The following is a 14,461-nucleotide window of genomic DNA, read 5'->3' on the forward strand; positions in this document are numbered from 1 at the left end:
CAAACAGGTTGATTGACCCCGATCATAAAAGCGGCGGTCAAGCGAACAGACCGTCACGGGAGACACACGGAATGACCGAAGATTTTTCCACCAGCCGCCGCGCCTTTCTGGCGCTGGCCGCGGCGGGGGGCGCCGCCGCCGCCTTGCCCGCCACCGAGGCGCGGGCGCAGATGGTGCCGACCAATGCGCGCATCGTCATCATCGGCGCGGGCGCGGCAGGCACAGCCTTTGCCAACCGGATGGTCCGGCGGCTTGAAGGCGCACAGATCACAATCATCGACCCGCGCGCCGAACACCTTTATCAGCCCGGCCTGTCGCTGGTGGCTGCCGGCCTGAAGCCCGCCAGCTATGTCGTGAGCCAAACCACCGACTGGCTGCCGCGCGATGTGACGCTAATCACTGAGCGCGTCGCCGCCGTCGATCCCGAGGTGCAGACCGTATCGACCGAAGGCGGCCAGACGCTGGAGTATGATTACCTGATCGTGGCGCCGGGCCTGATCCTCGACCATGATGCGATCGAGGGGTTCAGCCTCGACATGGTGGGGCAAAACGGCATCGGCGCGCTCTATGCCGGGCCCGAATATGCCGCCCGCACCTGGACCGCCGCCGCGCGTTTCGCCGAGGAAGGCGGGCGCGGCGTCTTCACCCGCCCCGAGACCGAGATGAAATGCGCGGGCGCGCCGCTGAAACACGCCTTCCTGATCGACGACCGCCTGCGCCGCGCGGGCAATCGCGGCAACGCGGAAATCGCCTATTTCGCGCCGCAGACCGCGCTTTTCGGGGTGCCGATCGTGGCCGAACGGGTGCGGATGCTGTTTGGCGACCGGGGCATTGCCCACACATACCAGCGCACGCTGCGCGCGGTGGATGCCGACCGCAAGATCGCCACCTTCACCGATGCCGATGGCCTGAGCCATGAGGAACCCTATGATTACCTCCACCTGATCCCGCCGCAGCGCGCGCCGGAATTCGTGGTGCAATCGGGGCTGGCCTGGGCCGACCGCTGGACCGATCAGGGCTGGGTCGATTGCGACATGGCCACGCTGCGCCACAACCGCTACGCCAATATCTGGGCCTTGGGCGATGTGGCGGGCGTGCCCAAGGGCAAGACGGCGGCATCGGTGAAATGGCAGGTTCCGGTGGTCGAAGATCACCTGATCGCCGCCATCGAAGGCCGCGAGGGGACCGCCACCTATGACGGCTACACCTCCTGCCCGATGATCACCCGGATCGGTCGCGCGATGCTGATCGAGTTCGATTACCACAACAACCTCGTGCCCTCCTTCCCCGGCCTGATCGCGCCGCTGGAAGAGCTGTGGATCAGCTGGCTGATGAAGGAGGTCGCGCTGAAAGCGACCTACAATGCCATGCTGCGCGGCCAGGCCTGAGACGGATCGGAGGAGAAAGAAATGGAAGAGCTTACACTTGAGACCATGATCGCGGTCTTCGAGGAAATGTTTGGCGCAGGCCTGTTCTGGGCACTGGTCGCGGCGGCCGTGGTGGTCACGCTGGGTTGGATCTATGTGCTGATCCGTGACCGCACATTGGGGATGCGGCAGTTCCTTGTCGCGCAACTCTTCATGCCGGTCGGCGCCGTGCTGGCGATCTGGTTCGTGATGGCCGTCACCAACTCGCACCTGTCCGATATCGGTGGTCCGGTCGATGTGATCATCTTCCTCGGCATCGCCGCCATGGGGGCCGTGGGAAGTGCCATCCTTGTTTATGTGATCGAACGCCTTGTGCTGCGCCGCCGCCCGGCGGAATGATCGCAAGCCATCCGGAAGCGGGGGGCGGCACCGCAATGGGCCGCCCCCTTTTCTTTCGTCTTCGCAAATGTTGCGCTACCTGGCCTTGACCGGCGGCGGCAAAGCGCGTCTCATGTTCGGGATGGTGATCGGCGGCACCCCCGCCGGTCTGAAAAGGGAACGCGGTGCAACCCCGCGACTGCCCCCGCAACTGTGAGCGGCGAGCGACCCCGATGAACCCACTGGGCAAGAGCAGCCCGGGAAGGATCGGGCAAGCCCAGACCCGCAAGTCAGGAGACCTGCCATCGCAGATCAACCCCAAACCCGGGCGGGGCGTCCGGGCCGGAGTGCGAGACATGCGACCAAAGACGCGCCGCGACCCCTCGGACCTGCCGGCCATGGCCCCCGCCCCTTTGCGCGGAGGGCGCAATGCAGACCGAAAAGACCCTGATCCAGCTTTTGAGCCACCCGGCGCCCCGCAGCGCACCCGCCCGCGCGGTTGAACTGGGGCAGTTGGGCTACATGCAATGGCTGGGTGCCCTGCCGCCCGCGGTGCCATATGGCCGCGAGGCGGCGCGCGCGCTGGCGCTGGCGCAACCTTTCGAGGTGGCAAGCCCCGCCGTGGCGGAGTTCTGCCGGCTCTTGCGCGCCTCGCTCATGACGCCGCTGTCCCCGCTCGACCTCGCCCTGCCGCGCCCGAAACGACGCGGCGGGACCCGGATGCGGCGGCTGTCGCTCTGATGCGGCGCTTTCCGCCCGAGCGCATCGTTTGCCTGACCGAGGAGACGGTCGAAACGCTTTACCTGCTGGGCGCCGAGGACCGGATCGTGGGCGTCTCGGGCTATGCCGTGCGCCCGCCCCGCGTCAGGCGCGAGAAACCGCGGGTCAGCGCCTTCACCTCGGCCGACCTGCCCAAGATCATCGCGCTGGAGCCCGATCTGGTGCTGACCTTCTCGGACCTTCAGGCCGAGATCGCGGCAGGGCTGATCCGGGCGGGCATCACGGTGATGGCCTACAACCAACGCGACATCGCGGGGATTCTGGCGATGATCCGGCATCTGGGCGCGACGGTGGGTCTTGCCGATCGCGCAGCGCGGCTGGCCGATGACTATGCGCACCGCCTTGCGACGGTCGCGGCACGGGCCGAGGCGCGCGGGGGCAAACGCCCTGTTGTCTATTTCGAGGAATGGGACGACCCGATGATCTCGGGGCTGGCCTGGGTGTCGGAACTGGTGGGCATCGCGGGCGGGCAAGATGCCTTTCCCGAATTGTCCCGCGCCCAAGGCGCCAAGGACCGGATCGTGACGCCGGACGCCGTGTTGGCGCGCGCGCCCGACGTGATCTTGGCGTCATGGTGCGGGAAAAAGGTGCGGCCCGAGCGGATCGCGGCCCGCCCCGGCTGGGACGCCATCCCGGCCGTGCGCGACGGGCGCATCACCGAGATCAAGTCGCCCCTGATCTTGCAACCGGGACCCGCCGCGCTGACCGACGGGCTGGATGCCATCGTCGCGGCACTGGCCTAGACGTAGCACCGGACCATGGCCGCGACATCCACCTTGGCGCCCAGCCGGGTGGCCAGCAGGTACAGCCCGCCGATCTTGCGCTGCAGAAACAGGGTTTCGGCGGGCGGGATATGCCACAACTCCCGCTCGCCGCCGATCTGCGCGCCGCGCTGCCGCATGCGGTCGGCGAAATCATTGCCGCGGAAATCGAAGGCTTCGGGGCCACGCAGCAGGGCAAAGCCCATCTCGGACATCTCTAGGATCGTCTGACGGTGGGCCAGGGACAGGCCGGGCTTGATGAAGCCGATGCTTTCCAGCGCGGTCAGGACACCTTGCTGATCGCGCTCGAGGCCCGCACGCAAAAGGGCGCGGTAGGCCTCGGACATCGTGTGCGAAATCTCACGCGTGGCCCCGAAATCCAGCAGCACGATTTGGCCCGTGTCGGGACGCCAGCGGTAATTGGCGAAATTCGGGTCGGTCTGCATCAGGCGAAACTCGAACAACTCGCGCAAGCACAGATCGAGCAGCGCGCTCACGGCACGGTCGCGGATATCGGGCGGGGCGTCGGCCAGCCGCTCGATCGGCTCGGCGGGCTCGAAACTCATCGCCAAGGCCGAAGGACGGGTCCGGGCCTCATCCAGACGCGGCACGACGAAACGGTCGTCCCCCGCCAGAAGCGCGCCGAAGCGCGCCAGCGCCGCGCCTTCGCGGGCGTAATCGGCCTCTTCATGCAATTGCGCGCGCGCCTCGGCCATCAGGGGGCGGATGTCCAGCTCAGCGGGCCACAGACCCGACCAGCGGATCAGCGCGGCGGCATTGTCGAGATCGCTGTCGATGGCATCCTTGACGCCGGGGTATTGCAGCTTGATGGCCAGCGCCTGCCCCTCGGGCGTCAGCGCGCGGTGCACCTGCCCGATCGAGGCAGCGGCCAAGGGCCTTGTGTCGAAGCTGCGGAAAAGCTTGCGGAAATCGGCACCATAGGCATCGGCAAGCACCTGTTTCAACTGCGCGGGCGGCATCACATGCGCCTCGGCGCGCAGGCGCGACAAGATCGCCTCCATCTCGGGGGGCAGCATGTCGCCCGCCTCCATCGACAGAAGCTGGCCCAGCTTCATCGCCGCGCCGCGCATTTGGGACAGCCGGTCGGCAAGCCGGGTGATGTTGCCGGGCGTCATCACCAGATCGGACAGGCGCGGACGCTGGCCGCGCAACAGCGCCTGCGCGCCACCCAGCGCCACCCCGCCCGCAAGGCCGGTGGCAAGCCCGCCCATGCGGCGCGCGCGGGCAAAGCGGCCAGAGGGCACGGGATAGGATCGGGGATCGGGGATATCGGCCATGCCGGGCGTGTCCTTGTCGCGTCAAGGCGACAGAGGTAGCGCCGCCGCGCCCAGCCTCAATCCCCGCCGGTGTTCGGCGTCGACACCAGCGGATCGAGGCAGCGGCGCGTGAAACCGCCCGGGGCCGCGTCCCCCGCCCGACGGCGCGGCGCGGGCTCGGGCTCACCATGGGCCGCATAGCGCCCGCGCCCGCCCCGTTTCGCGGCATAAAGGGCTGCATCGGTGTCGGCCAACACCCGGTCGAGGCCGGGCCGCTGGTTGTAATCGATACTCGCCGCCAAGCCGATGGAGGCCGAGATGCGGCACAGATGCCCCTCGAAGGGCACAGGTTCCTCGATTGCGGCAATCAGGCGGGCGGCAACAGCGGCCATTTCCGCACGGTCGGGGCAGTCGCGCAGCAAGACCAAAAATTCATCCCCGCCCACACGGCCCGCCACATCGGTGTGGCGCAACTGGTGGCGCAAGATCGCGCCCACGCGTGCCAGCACCGCATCGCCCGCAGCATGGCCAAGCGTGTCATTGACTTGCTTGAACCGGTCGAGGTCGATGTGGAGCAGACCGAAATCCTGCCCCGGATCGTCAAGGCAGCGCGCAATCTCTGCGTCCATGGCGCGGCGGTTGGCCAGACCCGTCAGGGGATCGCTGAGCGCCTGCGCCTCCGCCTCGGCGCGTGCGGCCTCCAGCCGACGGGACAGATGCCGCGACAGCGCCATGGTCGAGGTATTGGCCTCGTGTAGATACAGAAGTTCGACAGTCTGGTCGCAAGGCGAGAAATCGTTGAGGGTAAGCCCGAATTCGGCGACAGCGCGGGCAAAGGACAGGCCCAGCGAAATGTCGAGGATCAGCCCCGTCCCCTCGGGCAGGGTGGTAAGCGCGCCCCTCAGCGGCAGATCGGGCGCATCGCGCAGCGCAAGGCCGAGCCGTTGTCCCGCCAGCGCCATCAGCGCCTGCACCCCGTCAACCCGGGCAGGGCGTCGAAATTCCAGAATGCGAAACAGCGGCAGGCCCGTCAGGTCGCCCCGCCGCGCCATCTTGGTGAGCGTCGGCCCGGCCTGCACCACGCGCCCATCGGGATCGGCCCAGACATGCATCGGCATCAGCACGTCGAGCGCGCCGCCCGACAGGCCGATCACCCGGCTAAGGCTGGGGGGAAGCCCTGTCATGACGCCACCCGCCCCAGATCGAAACTGCGCCCCTCGGAAAACGCGGTATCAAGCAGTTGGACATGCAGGCATTCCACCCCCCGGTCGATCCCGTCCAGCCGCAAGAAGGCCAGCGCGCCGTAGTCATCGGCCAAGGCGCGCAGGCAGCCCATCAGGATCGGCGCGATACCCGGAAGGGACCAGCGCGCGCGGATGCGGAAACTGGCGGGGTCAATCTGGTCCAGCTCGATCTGGGGCATGTCCAGATCGGGCACGGCCAGACGGCCACGATCCCCAAGCTCTTCGAGGGAGTGGAGAAAATCGAGAAAACTCGCGCCGGAAAAGCGCATCAGTCGGCGCAGGGGTTCCAGATGGGTGTCGGTCACCAGCCATGTCCCCAAATCTTCCAGCAAGACATTGGGGTGCTTGTGCAGCACGTGGCAGGCCGCCCCGAAACAGGCCAGCGTCATCTCGTCGGGATAATCCAGCATCGCCTCGAAATCGGCAAAGGGCAGGCCCGCCTGACCGCGCACCTCGGCCCAGACATCCGCGCCATATGTCGCCACCAAGAACCCCTGCAAGGCGCGGTTCACCATGCCATGCATGTCAAAAACCTCATCGCTGACCGCGGGCATATGACGCCACCCGCAGGGCCAGAGATACCGGTGCAAGCGTAAACGAAGCCTTTCGCAACCGGGGCGATATCAAGGCATTTGCAGGGCCTGAGGGCGCCTCAGAAATCCGTCGGTGCGCCACCCTCGCGTTTGCGGCGCGCGACGAAATCGGTGAGTTCATCTTGGGTGCCCGCATCCATCGGCGGCGGCTCGAACTCGGCAATGATGCGCTTGTAGATGCCGTGCGCGCGCTCGGTGGTCCCGACGCTGCCCGCCAACTGCCACGCCTCGTAATTGCGCCAATCCGACAAGAAGGGACCATAGAAGGCGTCTTGATAGCGGTCTTGGGTATGCTGGCAGCCAAAGAAATGGCCGCCGGGGCCTACCTCGGCGATGGTGTCGATGGCCAGATCAACCTCGGACGTGCCAAGGATCTGCGGCTCGAAATAGCGCTGGAACTGCTGCAAGACCTCGCAATCCATCACGAATTTCTCAGGGGACGCGATCAGCCCGCCCTCCAGCCAGCCGGCCGCGTGATAGACCATGTTGGTGCCCGACTGGACGGCCGCCCAGAGCGAATTCATCGTCTCCCACATCGCCTGAGCATCGGGCACATTGGCAGCACAGACGCCCGAGGACCTGAGCGGCAAGCGATAGAACCGCGCCATCTGTCCGGTCATCTGGGTCGCGCGGATGTATTCGGGCGTGCCAAAGGCGGGCGCGCCGGATTTCATGTCGACATTGGAAGTGAAGGTGCCGATGGCCACCGGGCAACCCGGCGCGATCCATTGCAATAGCGCGATGGCCGCCAGCGCCTCGGCGACCGACAGCATGACCGCGCCCGACAGCGTGACCGGCGCCATCGCGCCCGCCAGCGTGAAGGGGGTGACGACCACGGGTTGGCCCCGCCGCGCCAGCCGCATCGCGCCATCGAGCATCGGCCAGTCGTGTTTCAGCGGGCTGACCGAATTTATGTTGGTGTACATCCGGGGCGTCGCGTCGAATTCGGCGTGGCTGAGACCACCCGCGATGCGCACCATCTCCATCACATCCTCAACCCGTTCGGGGCCCAGCGAATAGGCGTGCACCACCTTGTCGGTCAGCGTGAGCTTGTCATACAGGCAATCGAGGTGGCGGACGCTGGCATGGACGTCGATGGGCTCAACGGGATAGCCGCCCGCGAAATGCATGCAGTTGAAATATTGCGTCAGCTTGATGAACTCGCGGTAGGTTTCCATGTCGCCGGGGCGCTTGCCGCGCACCAGGTCCCAGGCGTTGGGCGGCGAGGAGACGTTGCCAAAGACGATATGCCCCTCGCCGATGGTGATCTGGCGGGCAAGATTGCGGGGGGTCAACGTGAAGGAGGGTGGGGCCTTGGCCACCATCTCCTCGACGAACTGGCGGTCGAAGCGTGCGGTCTGCCCTTCGATCTTGCAGCCTGCGTCGCGCAGGTGGCCCAGCGCCTCGTCGTTGAGGAACTCGATCCCGATCTCGGAGAGCACCCGCATCGCGCCGTCATGGATGGCCTGCACGCCTTCGGGCGGCAGGGGTTCGGTGGGGCGATCGGTGTTGAGAGGCACCCGCCACGGCATCTGGTCGATGACCTCGTGACCGGCGCGGGCGGAATGGCCCGCCCGTCCACCGGTGCGGCGGCGGCGGGGGGCGGTGAGGTCGGCAGCGTCGGTCATGGGATGGGCCTTGTGGGGGGCGGCGGCGGACGGGTCCGTGCGCGCGGGTCGGGGTTCAACCTCCCCCATCGCCGGAGGCTCGGAATGCCCGTCTCCGACGCGAAAGGTCGCATTTCCGCGCCCTGGTCCCTCGACCCTGCCTGGCCAGCCCCGTCGCGTCAGTCGCGCGCGGCCAACCACGCGGGCAAGGCCCCTATGTCGGGCAGGACCGCATCGGCCAGCGGTGCGAGATCGTCATGACCCGCCATTCCGGTCAGCACCGCAACCGTGACCATGCCAGCCGCGCGGCCGGCCACAAGATCGTGATGGCTGTCGCCGATCATCACGCAAGTTGCCGGATCGAGATCCATGGCCACGGCGAAACCCGTGCACATGCCCGGAGCAGGTTTGGCGCCATGACCCGAATCATATCCGGCAATATAGTCGAATTTGTCAATTATTTCAGCAACTTCAAGGTGACGTCGCGCCGAGGATTCGGCGTCGTTCGTGGCCACTCCAAGCCGCAACCCGGCGTCGCGCAAACCGCCCAGCAAGGGCGCCAGAGGGGTGGCGGGAACCATCCGCGCATGGGCGGCCGCGCGCACAAGATAGGCCTCGATCTCGACCGTCGACCAGTCGGGCAGCGCGGGCGCCAAGACGGTCGCCTGTTCCTTGACCGTGCCTGCGATCGACAGGGCACCGGGGTGGAATGCCTTGTTTTGATAGTCATATTCCAGACATTCGGCGATCAGGTCACGATGCCCCGGATCCCCCTTCGACAAGGTGTCGATCAGCTCGAGAACCCATGCCGACCAGCTTTGGTGGAAATCGAAAAGGGTGCCATCCTTGTCGAACAGCAGGCCCGCGGTCTGTGATGACAATTTCACAACTCCAGGTTGTTTTTGGCGGCAAAATTTCACCTGTCTTTCATAACGCGTGACAGGATGCGTGTGACGCTCTATAGCCCAATGCCAGCATGGACGGCACCGGTAAAAAATACAGCCTGCAAGACAGTGTGGGCCATCAGATCACCCGCACGGCCCGGATACTGGAGCGGCGGGTCGAGGACGATTTGCGCCGCTTCGGCCTGACGCGGGTGGGCTGGTGCGTGCTGGTCGCGGTCGCCGAAGAGGGCAAGAAGAACCCCTCCGACATCGCCAATTTCGTCGGCATCGACCGGACCGCAACGTCCCGCGCGCTGCGGCAGCTGGAAACCGACGGCCTGATCATGCGCGAGATGGGCCGCGACGACCGGCGTACCACCGAGGTGCGCCTGACCGAGCTGGGACAGACGCAATTCGAGGCGGCCTTGCCGTTTTGCCGCGCTGCATCGGTCTATTTCCACCACAAGCTGACGCAGGCCGAGCTGGAAACGCTCAAGGCGCTCTTGGCCAAGCTGGCGGCGGACGAACTGCCCTGAGCTTTGCTTGGGCCGGTCAGGTCCAGTGCGGAAGATCCCCACCGGGCAGGGCAGCGCGGATCTGCAAGACCTCCTCGGGTCGGAAGCCGAGGGCTGCGGCGCAATCGACCACCCAAGCGTCATCCAGCATGAGAAAATCCATGACCGCGGCGAGGAAAACAGGCTCGGCCGCGCGGGCGCGCAAATCGGACTCGGTGGTGCCCGTCGCCCCGAGAAAGACCGGCAGAAGGCGTTCCTCCGCCGCGATCCAGCCCAGCACGCCAAGTGCGCGGGTTTCCGCCAAATCTTCATTCATCCCCAAGAAGCACCCGCCGACTAAAGACTTTGTTAACCATTCAAGGCCAAAACCATTCTACAGTCCGTGGCACCCGGTGTCGACAACGGACAGGCGAGTAGTTGGCAAGAGGCGCGCATGACAGGGCGAATTCTGGTTGTCGATGATGTGGCGACGAACCGCATTGTCATGAAGGTCAAGCTGGCAGCCGCCTGCTATGCCGTCGACCAGGCCGATTGCGGCACCGCCGCCCTGATCGCCGCACGCGCCAATCCCCCCGACCTGATCTTGCTCGACGTGGTGATGCCCGACATGTCGGGCCTTGAGGTGTGTCGCAAGCTCAAGGCCGATCCGGAAACCGCCGACATCCCGGTGATCTTGATCACCGCGCTCGCCGACCGCGAGTCGAAGATGGCCGGGCTGGAGGCCGGGGCCGATGATTTCCTGACCAAGCCGGTGGACGAGGTGACGCTGCTGGCGCGTGTGCGCTCACTATTGCGGGCACGCGAGACCGCGCGCGAGCTCAAGCATCGGGGTGACCCCGCGCTGGGATTTGCCGAGGCCGCCGCCGGGTTCAGCGCCAAGGAAAAACCTGGCCGGATCGCCCTGATCGCGCCGGGACCCAAGGGGGCCGTGCTGTGGAAAACGGCGCTTGACGACAGGGTGGGGGGCGAGGTGTCGATCCTTCCGCGCGACGCGGCGCTCAGTTCCTTTGGCGTCGATGACGCGGACGCGCCCGATGTCTTCGTCATCGCCGCCGACCTCAGCCACCGCAACGAGGGGTTGCGCCTGCTGTCGGACCTGCGCTCGCGCCCCGCCACGCGCCATGCGGCAACGGTGATGATCCTGCCCGGCGGCGACAGCGAACGCGCCGCCATCGCGCTGGATCTGGGGGCGCATGACATATTGTACGACCCGTTCGACCCGCAGGAACTGGCCATCCGCATCCGCGCCCAGCTTGGCCACAAAAGGCAGGCCGACCGGCTGCGCGCCTCGCTTCAGGTAGGGCTGGAGATGGCGGTGACCGACAGCCTGACGGGGCTGCACAACCGCCGCTACGGCCTGTTCGAGCTTGACCGGATGCTGGCGCGCCAAGGACAGCGGGTCGGGGTCATGCTGCTCGACATCGACCATTTCAAGCAGGTCAACGACACCCATGGCCATTCGGTTGGCGACAAGGTTTTGAACCTTGTCGCGCGACGGTTGCGCGCGCAGTTGCGTGGTGGCGACCTGCTGGCCCGTATCGGTGGCGAGGAATTCCTCGTGGCCTTGCCCGAGTGCGATCGCGCCACGGCGCTTGACTGCGCCGAACGGTTGCGCGCCGCGGTCGCGGATCAGCCCTTTGCCATCGGTGGGGGTGTCCCGCCCTTGTCTGTCACGCTGAGCGTCGGGATCGCGCTGGCGGGAACGGATACGGATGAAACCGCCCAAAGCCTGATCGACCGGGCCGATGCCGCCCTTTACGGGGCCAAGGCACATGGCCGCGATCAGGTCACCCTCTCGACCCTTCCCGCCGCCTAGCGGTCGCGCCCGCCCATCCGGCGCAACGCCCGGCTCAGACGCCCGGCCAGATCCGCCCGCTCCGCCGCGCTCATGGTCTCGACCTGATCGAGCAGCGCCGCATGGCCCAGACCCTGCAAACCCGCCGCCGCACTCCGCGACCCCTCCAGCGCCGCCTCGGCCGCCGCGCGGTCGAAAGGCTCGGCCACGATCGCGTCGCGCAACTGAACAAGGCTGCGCCCCAGCGCGCGCCGCTCGGCGCGCAGCGCGTCGCGGTCGATCCGGTCGGTGACGGCGGCGCGGTCCTCGCGCGACAGGGCGATGGCGAAAGGTCCAAGGCCCAGCGTGCGCAGACGCGGATCATCCCCGCCCGACCGCCCCGGCCCCACTGCCAGCAGCGCACCGCCGACCAGCCCGAGGATCAACAGGTTCACCGCCAGCGACAGGCCCAGCGCGATCTTGACGCCGCGCCCCGGTGTGCGGGGCCGCCCCTGCCCTTCGGTCGGATCAGACATCGCCAAACTCCTCCCATGCACCATCCCAAAGCGCGCCGATCTCGGGCATCGTGCCCGCGCCGCCAGACAGCGCCCAGATCTGCCCGCCCGACCATGCATCCACAAGGTCGGGCGCGGCAAAGCCCATCGCCAGACCGGCGACGCCCGCCAGCGACACGCCCGAAACCGCCCGCCAGCCGCCCATGCCCGCGACCAGCCCCTGCACCCAGCCCGCGCGGCGCGGTGCCGGGGCTGCAGCCATCTGCTCGGCCTGCACGCGGGCGGCATCGGCCAGCACGCGCGCCACAAGGTCGTCGGGCGGGATCGTCCGACCCCGCGCCGCCGCCAAGGCCGCCTCCAGTGCGGCATCGTCACGCTCAATCGTCATAGCCAAGGGCCTCCTTCCTGCCGGCAAGTGCTGCACCCAGCGCGCGCTTGCCCCGGGCGGTCAGGCTTTCCACGGCCTCCACCCCAATATCCAGTATCGCCGCGATCTCGGGGTTCGACAGCCCCTCGATATGGCGCAGCACCACCGCCTGACGCTGCCGTTCGGGCAGGCTGGCGAGCGCGGCATCCAGCGCCGCAATCCGGTCGGCCTCCACCATCTGCGACACCACCCCCGGCGCGCCATCGGCAGCCAGATCGGGATCGTCGAGCGGGTCGGTCCGACCCCTGCGCCGCAGCCGGTCGACGCACAGGTTCGCCACCACGCGGTAGAGCCATGTCGCGGGTGCTGCCTCGCCGTCCTGCCGCCAATCGCGGGCCGCACGCCAGAGGCGCATCATCGCCTCTTGCGCCACATCCTCGGCCTCGGCGCGGTCGCCCAGAACCCGGGCGGCATGGCCGAGCGCGCGCGGCAAAAGCCGTTCGGTCAAGACGCGCGCCGCCCCCGGATCGCCATTGGCGAAGAGAACCATCAGCGCCCCATCGGAGAGCCGGGAATCCGCGGGCTGATGCTGCGACATGCCGTATGACTACCGTTCCCCTCGGGTCCGTGAAAGCAAGATGCGCGCCGAACATCTCGCGCGCATCCCGGCGGCAGGTCTCAGCCGCGCCTGAAACCATGGCCGTGGCCATGGCCACGACGCTCGCCCCGGTCGCCCCGGCGCTCGCCCATGCGGTCGACCATCGCGTCGAACTCGGCCTGCGAGAGAACGCCATCGCCATCCGCATCCATCCGCTCGAACATCCGGGCCATGCGGGCGGTACGGCGGGCCTCGCGCATCTCCTCGATCTCGGCTGCGCTGAGCGCGCCGTCGCCATCGGCATCAGCCGCCTCGAGCAGACGGTCGACCCCGACCTCGGCCCGCGTCATGGCCTGCGCGAGCAGCTCGTCACGCGTCACCAGCCCGTCGCCATCGGCATCGGCCCGCGCGAAACGGCCCTCGCGGGCGGATTGCATTTCTTCCAGCGTCACCGCGCCATCGCCGTCCAGATCCATCTCGGAAAACAGCATCTCGGGGGCCATTCCGCGGCCCGGACCTTGCTGGGCCACCGCGGGGGCTGCGAGAGCCAGGGGGATCATCGCGGCCAGAACGCCTGCCTTGAACATCGACATGAGCACATCTCCTGTTGCTTGCTGTGTCTGACCTGTTCCACGCAGCCGCGCCCCGGTTCCGTCGCATCTATTTTCAGGGGGGCGCGGCGAGACGTCTCTGGACGCAGGGCGCGCGGCGGCGCATCTAGAGGCCCATGACCCACGAAGATGCCAGCCTGCGCCCCGAGTTTCTGCCCGGCCCACCCGAACGGCCCACCGGCCCCGCCGTGTTGCGCGGGCTGCGCCGCCGCTGCCCCTGTTGCGGCGAGCCGGGTCTGTTCGACGGATACCTCAAGCTGCAACCTGCCTGCACCGTCTGCGGCGAGGATCTGAGCCCCGCGCGCGCCGATGACGGGCCAGCCTATCTGTCGATCCTTTTGACGGCCAAGGTGATGGGAACCTTGCAGCTTTTCACCTACGAGATGTTCCAGCCGAGCCCTTGGGTGATGGCGGGCACGTTTTCGGTTGGCGTCATCGCCATGGCCCTTTACCTTCTGCCCCGGTTCAAGGGCATGATCGTGGGGATCCAGTGGGCGAAGCGGATGCACGGCTTCTAGTGGACAAGACCGCCCTCCGGAACGCCGCCACGGTGATCGTGCTGCGCGACGCCACGACCCGCCCGCGGGTGCTGATGGGGCAGCGCGGCAAGGATGCGGCCTTCATGCCGTCGAAATTCGTCTTTCCGGGCGGGGCCGTGGATGCGGTCGATGCCGCCATCCCGCTGGCCACGCAGCCCGCGCCTGTCTGCGCTGCGGCGCTGGCGCGCGACAGCGATCTTGCCCCGGCCCTGCTGGTCGCAGCGGCCACGCGCGAGTTGTGGGAGGAAACCGGTCTCTTGATCGGCGCGCCGGATGTCCGCGCAGGCACGATGGACAAGCCGCAGGGCTGGCGCGGCTATCTTGGCACCGGCCATCTGCCCGACGGTACGGACCTGACCTTCTTGTTTCGCGCGATCACGCCGCCGGGTCGCCCGCGCCGCTTTGATGCGCGGTTCTTTCTGGTCGAGGCCGGCGCGCTGAGGAACGACCCCGACGATTTCAGCCGTGCCGAGGAAGAACTGGGGCATCTGCACTGGGTGCCGCTGGACGAGGTGCGGGGCTATGACATGCCGTTCATCACCGAGGTGGTGTTGGCGGAATTGGCCGCCCGGCTGGACGGACGCGCCGCCCCCGGCGTGCCCTTCTTCGACAACCGGACCGACATCAGCCGCTTCTCGCGCCTATAGGCCG

General features: G+C 67.4%; 18 protein-coding genes and 1 riboswitch. Of the genes, 8 read left to right on the forward strand and 10 right to left on the reverse strand.

Features of this window, described 5'->3' with window-relative positions:
- Nucleotides 1-71: 71 nt before the first annotated feature.
- From C7455_RS10695 to C7455_RS10710, 4 genes are all read left to right on the forward strand, one after another.
- Nucleotides 72-1,388 (forward strand): NAD(P)/FAD-dependent oxidoreductase, encoded by a 1,317-nt coding sequence (locus C7455_RS10695; RefSeq protein ID WP_109668026.1) that lies wholly within the window; start codon nucleotides 72-74, stop codon nucleotides 1,386-1,388.
- Between the two features lie 21 nt (nucleotides 1,389-1,409).
- Nucleotides 1,410-1,766, forward strand: a complete 357-nt coding sequence (locus tag C7455_RS10700) for a DUF5368 domain-containing protein (RefSeq protein WP_109668028.1) — start codon at nucleotides 1,410-1,412, stop codon at nucleotides 1,764-1,766.
- Between the two features lie 105 nt (nucleotides 1,767-1,871).
- Nucleotides 1,872-2,066: riboswitch (cobalamin riboswitch) on the forward strand.
- 108 nt (nucleotides 2,067-2,174) lie between these two features.
- Nucleotides 2,175-2,486, forward strand: coding sequence for a hypothetical protein (locus C7455_RS10705; protein ID WP_109668029.1), 312 nt, complete (start codon nucleotides 2,175-2,177; stop codon nucleotides 2,484-2,486).
- Nucleotides 2,486-3,268 (forward strand): cobalamin-binding protein, encoded by a 783-nt coding sequence (locus C7455_RS10710; RefSeq protein WP_109668031.1) that lies wholly within the window; start codon nucleotides 2,486-2,488, stop codon nucleotides 3,266-3,268. The genes C7455_RS10705 and C7455_RS10710 overlap by 1 nt, the downstream gene beginning before the upstream one ends.
- Here C7455_RS10710 and C7455_RS10715 read toward each other — a convergent pair.
- The 5 genes from C7455_RS10715 to C7455_RS10735 form a co-directional block, all read right to left on the reverse strand.
- Complete coding sequence (locus tag C7455_RS10715; protein ID WP_109668033.1) at nucleotides 3,265-4,584, reverse strand: ABC1 kinase family protein; 1,320 nt, start codon at nucleotides 4,582-4,584, stop codon at nucleotides 3,265-3,267. The two genes, C7455_RS10710 and C7455_RS10715, sit on opposite strands and share 4 nt — an antisense overlap.
- Before the next feature lie 56 nt (nucleotides 4,585-4,640).
- Nucleotides 4,641-5,747 (reverse strand): GGDEF domain-containing protein, encoded by a 1,107-nt coding sequence (locus C7455_RS10720; protein WP_109668035.1) that lies wholly within the window; start codon nucleotides 5,745-5,747, stop codon nucleotides 4,641-4,643.
- On the reverse strand, nucleotides 5,744-6,361 hold the full coding sequence (locus C7455_RS10725) for a heme NO-binding domain-containing protein (RefSeq protein ID WP_109668037.1): 618 nt from the start codon (nucleotides 6,359-6,361) through the stop codon (nucleotides 5,744-5,746). The genes C7455_RS10720 and C7455_RS10725 overlap by 4 nt, the downstream gene beginning before the upstream one ends.
- 98 nt (nucleotides 6,362-6,459) lie before the next feature.
- Nucleotides 6,460-8,028: a trimethylamine methyltransferase family protein gene (locus C7455_RS10730; RefSeq protein ID WP_109668211.1), complete on the reverse strand. Its 1,569-nt coding sequence runs from the start codon at nucleotides 8,026-8,028 to the stop codon at nucleotides 6,460-6,462.
- A 158-nt stretch (nucleotides 8,029-8,186) separates the two neighbouring features.
- Nucleotides 8,187-8,888 (reverse strand): HAD family hydrolase, encoded by a 702-nt coding sequence (locus C7455_RS10735; RefSeq protein WP_109668213.1) that lies wholly within the window; start codon nucleotides 8,886-8,888, stop codon nucleotides 8,187-8,189.
- A gap of 95 nt (nucleotides 8,889-8,983) precedes the next feature.
- Here C7455_RS10735 and C7455_RS10740 point away from each other — a divergent pair, with 95 nt between their 5' ends.
- Nucleotides 8,984-9,427, forward strand: coding sequence for a MarR family winged helix-turn-helix transcriptional regulator (locus C7455_RS10740; RefSeq protein ID WP_109668039.1), 444 nt, complete (start codon nucleotides 8,984-8,986; stop codon nucleotides 9,425-9,427).
- Between the two features lie 16 nt (nucleotides 9,428-9,443).
- Here C7455_RS10740 and C7455_RS10745 read toward each other — a convergent pair whose 3' ends face one another.
- Nucleotides 9,444-9,722 (reverse strand): DUF3572 domain-containing protein, encoded by a 279-nt coding sequence (locus C7455_RS10745; RefSeq protein WP_342767633.1) that lies wholly within the window; start codon nucleotides 9,720-9,722, stop codon nucleotides 9,444-9,446.
- A gap of 117 nt (nucleotides 9,723-9,839) precedes the next feature.
- On the opposite strand from C7455_RS10745, the gene C7455_RS10750 reads away from it, so the two are divergent.
- Nucleotides 9,840-11,222, forward strand: a complete 1,383-nt coding sequence (locus C7455_RS10750) for a diguanylate cyclase domain-containing protein (protein ID WP_109668043.1) — start codon at nucleotides 9,840-9,842, stop codon at nucleotides 11,220-11,222.
- Here C7455_RS10750 and C7455_RS20140 read toward each other — a convergent pair.
- The 4 genes from C7455_RS20140 to C7455_RS10765 form a co-directional block, all read right to left on the reverse strand.
- Nucleotides 11,219-11,716 carry a periplasmic heavy metal sensor gene (locus C7455_RS20140; protein WP_170119057.1) on the reverse strand — a complete coding sequence of 166 codons (498 nt, stop codon included), beginning with the start codon at nucleotides 11,714-11,716 and terminating at the stop codon, nucleotides 11,219-11,221. The genes C7455_RS10750 and C7455_RS20140 overlap by 4 nt on opposite strands.
- Complete coding sequence (locus C7455_RS20145; protein WP_170119058.1) at nucleotides 11,709-12,083, reverse strand: hypothetical protein; 375 nt, start codon at nucleotides 12,081-12,083, stop codon at nucleotides 11,709-11,711. The genes C7455_RS20140 and C7455_RS20145 overlap by 8 nt, the downstream gene beginning before the upstream one ends.
- Nucleotides 12,073-12,660 (reverse strand): RNA polymerase sigma factor, encoded by a 588-nt coding sequence (locus tag C7455_RS10760; protein WP_109668046.1) that lies wholly within the window; start codon nucleotides 12,658-12,660, stop codon nucleotides 12,073-12,075. The genes C7455_RS20145 and C7455_RS10760 overlap by 11 nt, the downstream gene beginning before the upstream one ends.
- A gap of 80 nt (nucleotides 12,661-12,740) precedes the next feature.
- A complete protein-coding gene (locus tag C7455_RS10765; protein WP_109668048.1) occupies nucleotides 12,741-13,253 on the reverse strand; it encodes an EF-hand domain-containing protein in 513 nt (170 codons plus the stop codon).
- Between the two features lie 134 nt (nucleotides 13,254-13,387).
- On the opposite strand from C7455_RS10765, the gene C7455_RS10770 reads away from it, so the two are divergent.
- Complete coding sequence (locus C7455_RS10770) at nucleotides 13,388-13,789, forward strand: DUF983 domain-containing protein (RefSeq protein WP_109668050.1); 402 nt, start codon at nucleotides 13,388-13,390, stop codon at nucleotides 13,787-13,789.
- Nucleotides 13,762-14,457 carry an NUDIX hydrolase gene (locus C7455_RS10775; RefSeq protein ID WP_109668052.1) on the forward strand — a complete coding sequence of 232 codons (696 nt, stop codon included), beginning with the start codon at nucleotides 13,762-13,764 and terminating at the stop codon, nucleotides 14,455-14,457. Before C7455_RS10770 ends, C7455_RS10775 begins: the two co-directional genes overlap by 28 nt.
- Nucleotides 14,458-14,461: the final 4 nt, after the last annotated feature.

This window comes from Roseicyclus mahoneyensis, from assembly GCF_003148775.1.
Classification (GTDB): domain Bacteria; phylum Pseudomonadota; class Alphaproteobacteria; order Rhodobacterales; family Rhodobacteraceae; genus Roseicyclus; species Roseicyclus mahoneyensis.

Bases quoted from the DNA above. Each gene is read 5' to 3' on its own strand.
- C7455_RS10720 (WP_109668035.1), bottom strand. From the start codon at position 5,747: ATGACAGGGCTTCCCCCCAGCCTTAGCCGGGTGATCGGCCTGTCGGGC.
- C7455_RS20140 (WP_170119057.1), bottom strand. From the start codon at position 11,716: ATGTCTGATCCGACCGAAGGGCAGGGGCGGCCCCGCACACCGGGGCGC.
- C7455_RS10730 (WP_109668211.1), bottom strand. From the start codon at position 8,028: ATGACCGACGCTGCCGACCTCACCGCCCCCCGCCGCCGCCGCACCGGT.
- C7455_RS10750 (WP_109668043.1), top strand. From the start codon at position 9,840: ATGACAGGGCGAATTCTGGTTGTCGATGATGTGGCGACGAACCGCATT.
- C7455_RS10760 (WP_109668046.1), bottom strand. From the start codon at position 12,660: ATGTCGCAGCATCAGCCCGCGGATTCCCGGCTCTCCGATGGGGCGCTG.
- C7455_RS20145 (WP_170119058.1), bottom strand. From the start codon at position 12,083: ATGACGATTGAGCGTGACGATGCCGCACTGGAGGCGGCCTTGGCGGCG.
- C7455_RS10705 (WP_109668029.1), top strand. From the start codon at position 2,175: ATGCAGACCGAAAAGACCCTGATCCAGCTTTTGAGCCACCCGGCGCCC.
- C7455_RS10725 (WP_109668037.1), bottom strand. From the start codon at position 6,361: ATGCCCGCGGTCAGCGATGAGGTTTTTGACATGCATGGCATGGTGAAC.
- C7455_RS10765 (WP_109668048.1), bottom strand. From the start codon at position 13,253: ATGTCGATGTTCAAGGCAGGCGTTCTGGCCGCGATGATCCCCCTGGCT.
- C7455_RS10710 (WP_109668031.1), top strand. From the start codon at position 2,486: ATGCGGCGCTTTCCGCCCGAGCGCATCGTTTGCCTGACCGAGGAGACG.
- C7455_RS10745 (WP_342767633.1), bottom strand. From the start codon at position 9,722: ATGAATGAAGATTTGGCGGAAACCCGCGCACTTGGCGTGCTGGGCTGG.
- C7455_RS10715 (WP_109668033.1), bottom strand. From the start codon at position 4,584: ATGGCCGATATCCCCGATCCCCGATCCTATCCCGTGCCCTCTGGCCGC.
- C7455_RS10695 (WP_109668026.1), top strand. From the start codon at position 72: ATGACCGAAGATTTTTCCACCAGCCGCCGCGCCTTTCTGGCGCTGGCC.
- C7455_RS10770 (WP_109668050.1), top strand. From the start codon at position 13,388: ATGACCCACGAAGATGCCAGCCTGCGCCCCGAGTTTCTGCCCGGCCCA.
- C7455_RS10740 (WP_109668039.1), top strand. From the start codon at position 8,984: ATGGACGGCACCGGTAAAAAATACAGCCTGCAAGACAGTGTGGGCCAT.
- C7455_RS10700 (WP_109668028.1), top strand. From the start codon at position 1,410: ATGGAAGAGCTTACACTTGAGACCATGATCGCGGTCTTCGAGGAAATG.